Below are 8,267 nucleotides of genomic sequence, written 5' to 3'. Positions count from 1 at the left end.
GCAGAGCGGCACCTTCCGCGAACTCAACGTGCGCTGGCGTAACTCCAGTATCCGCAAGAGCTTCAGCAGCAACGAGTTCGATGAAAACCGCCTGATCGTCAGCTACCCGATTTCGTTGCTGTAGAGGGTCACCAGCCTAGTGTGAATCGCTGTCCCACCACCAATTCCAGAAGCCGGGCAGATGCACCGGCACGGAACTGTCCGGCACCGTGCGCGCCAGTAACTTCGGCCAGGTGCTAGAGCAGGTTGGCCCGGCGCTGCGGACTGGCGGTAATCCCCCAGACCTTGCCGTCATTGGCACTCAGGTCGGTCAACAGCAGATGCAGGCCATGCCGCTGATAGGCGGCGAAGGTGCGTTTGTCGTAGTTCCAGAACGGCGGGCGCAGGAGGGTCGGCGGCGCGCCGGTGATCGCCGCGATATCGGCGCTGCCATCGAGCAGGGATTGCTCCAGTTCCTGCGGATCCAGCGAGCGGTGATTGGTGTGCCAGTGGGTGGCGGTATGAAAGCCCAGGATATGTCCCTCGGCATGCTCGCGCCGCATCAGCGCCCGGCCTATGTCGCTGTTACCGGCCCTGGGGGCACGGGTCTGGACAAAGAACAGTGCCTTGATCCCCGGCTGGATCGGGTTGTGGGCCAGGTCATCGAGCACTGACGCGGTCGGGTTGTAGAAACTCGATGCGCTGGGCCCGTCATCGAAGGTCAGCAGGAAACGGATCGGCGGCTGCGTGCGCAGGGCTTGCTCGGTGCGTGGGGTCAGGGGCAGCGGCGGGCCGATACAGCCGCCCAGGCTTGCGACGAGCGCAAGCACCGAGAGAAAAGTGAAAACCGACTTCATGAGGTTGGCCTGGTCCGGGACACAGCAATGACAGAACCAAGATGTATTCAAGCCGTCGTTACGAAGAACGGAGTGGGAGCTTGAGTGCGCATCTTAATGACGAGATGGCACAAGCTCCTTGCCCCCCTCCTTCCTGGAAGAGAGGCCATCGTGTTCATACAGAACATCGAAATGGCAAAGCGTTCCACACCTCACACAGATCGTTCCCACACGCAGCAAAGGCATGCAGCCGTGACGCTCGGTGTCACAAGAACGGACGCGGAGCGTCCAGTGAGGCATTCCCACGCGGAGCGTGGGAACGATCGTCAATCAGGGATCATCAGCGGGACTCGACGCCGAGCTCGTCCCAAACCGACTCGGCCAGGTGGAAAGTCGCGTTGGCCGCCGGGATCCCGCAGTAGATCGCGCTCTGCATCAGCACTTCCTTGATCTCCTCGCGGGTCACGCCGTTGTTGGCCGCCGCGCGCAGGTGCAGCTTGAGTTCTTCACTGCGGTTCATGCCGATCAGCATGGCGATGGTGATCAGGCTACGGGTGTGCCGGGGCAACCCCGGGCGCGTCCAGATATCGCCCCAGGCATGCCGGGTGATCATTTCCTGGAACTCCGAGTTGAACTCGGTCAGGTTGTTCAGACTGCGCTCGACATGGGCATCGCCCAGCACGGCGCGACGCACTTGCAGGCCTTCGGCGTAACGTTGTTTTTCGTCCACGAATATTCTCCTCAAACAGGCTCTTCAAACCCTGCCCAGCAGGAAATCCAGCACCCGACGGCTGAAGTCATCGCCGGCCTGGACATTCGACAGGTGCGCGGCATGGAACTCGGCGTACTCGGCGCCTTGCACATGCTGCTGGATAAACATGCCACCCGACGGCGGCGTCACCGCATCCTCGCTGCCCGAGATCACCAGCAGGGGCACCTGGATCGCGCTGAGCCGGTCGCGGAAGTCCGCATCGCGCACCGCACAGCAGTTGGCCGCATAACCCTGCGGCGACGTCGCGGCGAGCATGTCGGTAATCGGCTTGACCTGCCCCGGGTGCGCGGCCGAAAAGTCCGGCGTGAACCAGCGCGCAATCGCTCCGTCGCGCAAGGCGCGCATGGCCGCCTCACCGTCGCGCAGCACGGTTTCGATACGCGGGTTCCACATGCCCGGATCACCGATCTTCGCCGCCGTGTTGCACACGACCAGCTTGTGCAGGCGCTCGCCGGCATGAATCCCCAGCCACTGGCCGATCAGGCCGCCCATGGACAAGCCACAGAAATGCGCGCGTTCGATCTGCAGGGCATCGAGCAGGGCCAGCACATCCCGCCCCAACTGCCCGATGCTGTACGGCCCTGCGGTCACCAGCGAGCGGCCATGGCCACGGGTGTCATAACGCAGCACCCGAAAGTGTTCGGCGAACGCCGGCAACTGGGTGTCCCACATGCCCAGGTCGGTGCCCAGGGAGTTGGACAGCACCAGTACCGGAGCGCCCTCCGGACCATCGAGCTGGTAGTTCAGTTGGCCTTCAGCCAGTTGCACAAAACTCACGGCAGTCTCCTTCAGATAAAAGCCAGATGCTCAGCCACGGCACGTTCGACCCAAGTCCGTGCCTGGCCGAGATAGTGGGCCGGATCGAGCAGGCGATCCAGTTCGTCCGCGGACAGTTCAGCGGTCACTTGCGGCTCATCGCCCAGCACCGCACGCAGGTGTCGTTGTTCCGCGACCGCACGCTTGCAGCATTGCTCCAGCAAGTGGTGGGCCGTGTCGCGCCCCAAGCGCTGGGCCAGGACGATACTCACGGCCTCAGCCAGCAGCAGTCCCTGGGTCAGGTCGAGGTTTTCGAGCATCCGTGCCGGATCGACTTCCAGCCCTTCGCTGACAATCAGTGCTTGCTGCAAGGCGCCGGAGACCAACCGGCAGATATCCGGCAGGGTTTCCCATTCGGCATGCCAGAGACCGAGGCTGCGCTCGTGCTCCTGGGGCATGGCGCTGAACAGTGTCGAGAGCAGCCCCGGAACCCGGGTAGCCGTCGCGATCAGTACCGCGGCGCCCACTGGATTGCGCTTGTGCGGCATGGTGGAGGACCCCCCCTTGCCCGGTGCCGACGGCTCGAAGACTTCCGCCGCCTCGGTCTGCATCAGCAGGCTGATATCACGTCCTTGCTTGCCCAGGCTGCCGGCAATCAATCCCAGCACGGCAGCGAACTCCACCAGGCGATCGCGATGGGTGTGCCAGGGCTGCTCCGGCAGGCCGAGGTGCAACTCGCCGGCCAGTGCCTCGGCTACCGGCATCGCCTGGTCGCCCAGGGCTGCGAGAGTCCCCGACGCCCCCCCGAATTGCAGGCTGAGCAAACGCGGTTGCAGCTCACGCAGGCGCTGGCGATGGCGGGTGAGCGCTCCCAGCCAGCCGGCGATCTTCATGCCCAGGGTGACCGGGGTCGCCTGTTGCAGCCAGGTCCGCCCGGCCAGCGGCGTGGCCGCATGACGCCGAGCCTGGACCACCAGCACTTCACCCAGGCGTTGCAGGTCACGGTCAATCAGTTGCCAGGCGCTGCGCAGTTGCAGCACCAGGCCGCTGTCCATCACATCCTGGCTGGTGGCGCCCAGGTGCACATAACGTTCAGCCCCGGCATCGGCGCCAGCGATCTGCCTGCCCAGTGCCTTGACCAGCGGGATCGCCGAGTTGCCGGCCGTGGCGATCGCTTCGCCGAGCGCGCAAAAGTCGTAGAGCCCGGCCTGGCATGCCGCTTCGATGGGCGCGACGGCCGCCTGGGGAATCAGCCCGACCCGCGCCTGCGCACGAGCCAGGGCGGCTTCGAAGTCCAGCATCGCCTGGACCCGGCCCTGGTCGGAGAACACCTCGCCCATATCACGGGCAATAAAGTAGGCATCGAACAGTTGATTGCTCGGTCGAGACATAAAAAATCCCTGGTAAATGCGCGCCCGGGACGGGCGCGCAGGCCGATCAGTGATCGTGATGCAGGTACGCCGCCTGCTTCGGCAGGCGCAGGCTGAACAGGAAGGCAATGACCATCATCACCGTCACATACCAGTAGAAGGAGTTCTCCATGCCCACCGACTTGAGGTTCAAGGCCACATACTCCGCCGAACCGCCGAACAGCGCATTCGCCACCGCGTAGGCCAGGCCCACGCCCAGGGCACGCACTTGCACCGGGAACATCTCGGCTTTGACCAGGCCGCTGATGGAGGTATAGAAGCTGACGATCGCCAGGGCCAGGGTGATCAGCACGAAGGCCAGGAACGGGTTGGTGACGGTCTTCAGCGTCAGCAGGATAGGCACCGTGCACAAGGTGCCCAGGGCACCGAACCAGAGCATCGAATTACGCCGGCCGATCTTGTCCGAGAGCATGCCGAACAGCGGCTGCATGCACATGTAGACGAAGAGCGCGCCGGTCATGATGTAGCTGGCGGTCTTGGCCGTCATCCCGGCAGTGTTCACCAGGTACTTCTGCATATAGGTGGTGAAGGTATAGAAAATCAGCGAGCCGCCGGCGGTGTAGCCGAGCACGGTGATAAACGCCGCCTTGTGATCGCGGAACAATGCGCGGATGCTGCCGGCGTCCTTGTCCTGGCGGGTTTCCTTGCTGATGGTTTCCTTCAGGGAACGACGCAACAGCAGCGAGATCAGCGCCGCGATGGCGCCGATCACGAACGGAACGCGCCAGCCCCAGGCCTTGAGTTCGGGTTCGGTGAGGAACTGTTGCAGGATCACCACCACCAGCACCGCCAACAGTTGGCCGCCGATCAGGGTCACGTACTGGAACGAGGCAAAGAAACCGCGCTGGCCACGTAGCGCCACTTCACTCATGTAGGTCGCGGTAGTGCCGTACTCGCCCCCCACCGACAGGCCCTGGAACAGCCGCGCCACCAGCAGCAGCACCGGCGCCCAGACACCAATGCTCGCATAGGTGGGCAGGAAGGCGATGACCAGGGAGCCGGCACACATCATCAGCACCGAGATCATCATCGAGTTCTTGCGCCCGTGCTTGTCGGCCACCCGGCCGAACAGCCAGCCACCGATAGGCCGCATCAGGAAACCGGCAGCGAATACCCCGGCGGTGTTGACCAGTTGCACAGTGGGATTATCGGATGGGAAAAACGCCGGAGCGAAATAGATGGCACAGAAGGCATAGACATAAAAGTCGAACCACTCGACCAGGTTGCCGGAAGAAGCGCCGACGATGGCAAAGATCCTTTTGCTACGTTCCTCGCCGGTGTACGGCGTCGTTGTTGTTGTCATGTTCTCTCACTCGTAGGAGGGGTAGTTGCAGTCTAGACATACTTTGCAACAGACCTGTTCCGCAAGAACAATCGCTAAACCTGTGGGAGCTGGCTCCCACAAGAGTCTGTAGGAGACTGGCTTGCCAGCGGAGCTTCTGGCGGTCTGAGGACGCCATTGCCAGCAAGCCGGCTCCCACCCGTTACAGCGATCAAACCTTTATCAGACCCGCTCAATCGCCAGCGCCAACCCCTGCCCGACGCCAACGCACATGGTCGCCAGGCCCTTGCTGCCGCCGGTCTTTTCCAGTTGATGGAGCGCCGTCAGCACCAGGCGCGCGCCGCTCATGCCCAACGGGTGGCCGAGGGCAATCGCCCCGCCGTTCGGATTGACCTGTGCCGCGTCATCGGCGATGCCCAACTCGCGCAGCACCGCCAGGCCCTGGCTGGCAAAGGCTTCATTCAACTCGATCACGTCGAAGTCGCTGACCGCCAGGCCCAGGCGCTCGATCAGCTTGCGCACCGCCGGCACCGGGCCGATGCCCATGACCCGTGGCGCGACACCGGCGCTGGCCATGCCGAGCACCCGGGCGCGAGCCGTCAGGCCGTGTTTCTTCACCGCCGCGGCGGACGCCAGAATCAGTGCCGCGGCACCGTCGTTGACGCCGGAGGCATTGCCGGCGGTGACGGTCTTGTCCGCGCCGTTGACCGGCTTGAGCCGAGCCAGTGCTTCCAGAGTGGTGTCGGCCCGTGGATGCTCATCCTGTTCGACCACGGTCTCCCCCTTTTTATGGGCGATACGCACCGGCACGATTTCCTCGCGGAAGAAACCGGCGGCCTGGGCCGCCGCCGTCCGTTGCTGGCTGCGCAGGGCAAAGGCATCCTGGTCGGCGCGGGATACCTGATAGTCATCCGCAACGTTGTCGGCGGTCTGCGGCATCGCATCGACACCGTATTGGGCCTTCATCAACGGGTTGATGAAACGCCAGCCGATGGTGGTGTCTTCCAACTTCATGTTGCGGGAAAACGCCGCATCGGCCTTGCCCATCACGAACGGGGCACGGGACATGGATTCCACGCCGCCGGCAATCGCCAGCTCCATCTCGCCACTGGCGATGGCCCGGAACGCGGTACCGATCGCATCCATTCCGGAAGCGCAGAGACGGTTGAGGGTCACCCCCGGAATGCTCTCCGGCAGGCCCGCCAGCAGCAACGCCATGCGCGCGACGTTGCGGTTGTCTTCGCCGGCCTGGTTGGCGCAGCCGAGAAACACCTCATCGACCTCGCTCCAGTGCACCGACGGGTTGCGTTCCATCAGCGCCTTGATCGGCACGGCCGCCAGGTCATCGGCGCGCACGCCGGCCAGGCCGCCACCGAAACGGCCGATAGGCGTACGAATGGCGTCACAGATAAAGACTTCGCGCATCAGGCTTCTCCGGGGGCTTGGCCATGGGCAGCGGCGGTGCGGGCTTCCAGATCACGCAAGGCGGCCAGTTCGGTTTCGGTCGGCACCGCGGTGCTCTCCACCTGCTCGGCGAAACGCACGGGCCAGCCAGTGGCGGCGATCACCTGCTCGCGGGTCACGCCCGGATGCAGGGCGGTGACGACAAACTCGTTGCTTTGCGCTTCCGGCTCCATGATGCACAGGTCGGTGATGATGCCCACCGGACCGGCACCCGGCAGGCCGAGACGCTTGCGCGAATCGCCACCCTCGCCATGGCCGACCGAGGTAATGAAGTCCAGCTTGTCGACGAAGGAACGGGCCGACTGCTTGAGAATGATCAGTACGCTCTTCGCCGAACCGGCGATCTCCGGTGCTCCGCCGGCGCCCGGCAGGCGGACCTTGGGCGAGAAGTAATCACCCACCACGGTGGTGTTGATATTGCCGAAACGGTCGACCTGAGCGGCGCCGAGGAAACCGACGTCGATACGCCCGCCTTGCAGCCAGTAGCGGAAGATCTCGCCGGTCGGGACCACGGTGTCGGCGGTTTCCGCCAGTTCACCGTCACCGATGGACAGCGGCAACACGCTGGGTTTGGCACCGATCGGGCCGGACTCGTAGATCAGCACCACATCCGGCGAGGAAGTCAGGCGTGCCAGGTTGGCGGCCTTGGACGGCAGACCAATGCCGACAAAGCAGACCGAGCCGTTCTTCAGGCGACGGGCAGCGGCGACGGTCATCATTTCATTGGTGGTGTAGGTCATTATTTTACCTCCGACGCACGGGCCAGCTTGGCCCGGAACCCGGCGAAGTCCGCCGTGCCATGGATGTATTCGGCGATCCAGGCGGTAAAGGTGTCCCGGTCCCGGGCAATCGGATCCCAGGCCTGGTAGAAACGGTTGTCGCGTTCGGTGTAGCCATGGGCATAGGACGGATGCGCACCGCCGGGTACGTGGCAGACCGCACTCAGGGCCCAGGTCGGCAGGACACAGGCGTTCATCGGTGCGTTGAGGTCATCGACGATTTCCTCGACCGTGACGATGCAGCGCTTGGCCGCGAGGGCGGCCTCCTTCTGCACCCCGAGAATGCCCCACAGCAGGACATTGCCCTTGCGGTCGGCTTTCTGCGCGTGGATCACCGTGACATCCGGGCGAACCGAAGGCACGGCGGCGAGCACTTCACCAGTGAACGGACAGGTCACGCTCTTGATCAGCGGATTGACCTTCGGCAGGTCGGAGCCGGCGTAGGCACGCAACACCGCGAACGGCAGGCCGGAAGCACCGGCGACGTAGGCGTTGGCCAGGTCGGCGTGGCTGTGCTCTTCGATTTCCAGGTCATGGGGCCAGTGCTTCTCGACCGCATCGCGCAGGCGGTGCAGCGAACCGACACCCGGGTTGCCGCCCCAGGAGAAGATCAGCTTGCGGGCGCAGCCGGCGCCGATCAACTGGTCGTAGATCAGGTCCGGGGTCATCCGCACCAGCGTCAGGTCTTTCTTGCCCTGACGAATGATTTCATGACCTGCCGCAGTCGGAATCAGATGGGTGAAGCCTTCGAGGGCGACGGTGTCACCGTCGTTGACGAACTGCTTCACCGCTTCATGCAGCGAAAGGATTTCAGCCATGGATGCAGACTCCCGGTTTCAACAAGCCAGCGTGGAAGAAAAAGGCGCGAGGTTCAGCGCCGGAGTGAAACCAGATTAAGTCGGGACCTGAACGTAAACAATCCGATAATCGACTAAGTGTTCGATTATCGAACCGATTGTTTGCAGGCTA

Annotated in this window: 8 protein-coding genes and 1 pseudogene; 1 reads left to right on the top strand and 8 read right to left on the bottom strand. The window is 63.7% G+C overall.

Translation table 11 applies throughout. The features are described 5' to 3' along the window. Positions 1-124 (top strand): OprD family outer membrane porin (locus HX851_RS31235; RefSeq protein ID WP_177066505.1); only part of this gene is annotated, 124 nt, incomplete at its 5' end. A 12-nt stretch (positions 125-136) separates the two neighbouring features. On the opposite strand, the pseudogene HX851_RS31230 reads toward HX851_RS31235, so the two are convergent. The 8 genes and pseudogenes from HX851_RS31230 to HX851_RS31195 form a co-directional block, all read right to left on the bottom strand. Beyond that, positions 137-836: pseudogene (locus tag HX851_RS31230) on the bottom strand (polysaccharide deacetylase family protein). Positions 837-1,155: 319 nt separating this feature from the next. Beyond that, positions 1,156-1,545: a 4-carboxymuconolactone decarboxylase gene (gene pcaC, locus HX851_RS31225; protein ID WP_177063431.1), complete on the bottom strand. Its 390-nt coding sequence runs from the start codon at positions 1,543-1,545 to the stop codon at positions 1,156-1,158. 24 nt (positions 1,546-1,569) lie between these two features. After that, positions 1,570-2,364, bottom strand: a complete 795-nt coding sequence (gene pcaD, locus HX851_RS31220; RefSeq protein WP_177063430.1) for a 3-oxoadipate enol-lactonase — start codon at positions 2,362-2,364, stop codon at positions 1,570-1,572. A gap of 11 nt (positions 2,365-2,375) precedes the next feature. After that, entirely contained in the window at positions 2,376-3,734 is a 1,359-nt protein-coding gene (locus HX851_RS31215) for a 3-carboxy-cis,cis-muconate cycloisomerase (RefSeq protein ID WP_177066504.1), read from the bottom strand. Positions 3,735-3,780: 46 nt separating this feature from the next. Beyond that, the gene (locus HX851_RS31210; RefSeq protein WP_177066503.1) at positions 3,781-5,076 is read right to left on the bottom strand and encodes an MFS family transporter; all 1,296 of its coding nucleotides are present in this window, start codon (positions 5,074-5,076) and stop codon (positions 3,781-3,783) included. Between the two features lie 201 nt (positions 5,077-5,277). Continuing rightward, positions 5,278-6,483, bottom strand: a complete 1,206-nt coding sequence (gene pcaF, locus HX851_RS31205; RefSeq protein ID WP_177063441.1) for a 3-oxoadipyl-CoA thiolase — start codon at positions 6,481-6,483, stop codon at positions 5,278-5,280. After that, positions 6,480-7,262, bottom strand: a complete 783-nt coding sequence (locus HX851_RS31200) for a CoA-transferase subunit beta (RefSeq protein ID WP_177063440.1) — start codon at positions 7,260-7,262, stop codon at positions 6,480-6,482. The genes pcaF and HX851_RS31200 overlap by 4 nt, the downstream gene beginning before the upstream one ends. Further along, complete coding sequence (locus tag HX851_RS31195) at positions 7,259-8,116, bottom strand: CoA transferase subunit A (protein WP_177063427.1); 858 nt, start codon at positions 8,114-8,116, stop codon at positions 7,259-7,261. The genes HX851_RS31200 and HX851_RS31195 overlap by 4 nt, the downstream gene beginning before the upstream one ends. Between the last annotated feature and the right edge of the window lie 151 nt (positions 8,117-8,267).

This window comes from Pseudomonas gingeri (genome assembly GCF_013385635.1).
GTDB classification, from domain to species: domain Bacteria; phylum Pseudomonadota; class Gammaproteobacteria; order Pseudomonadales; family Pseudomonadaceae; genus Aquipseudomonas; species Aquipseudomonas gingeri_A.
This window is presented reverse-complemented; position numbering and strand designations above follow the sequence as displayed.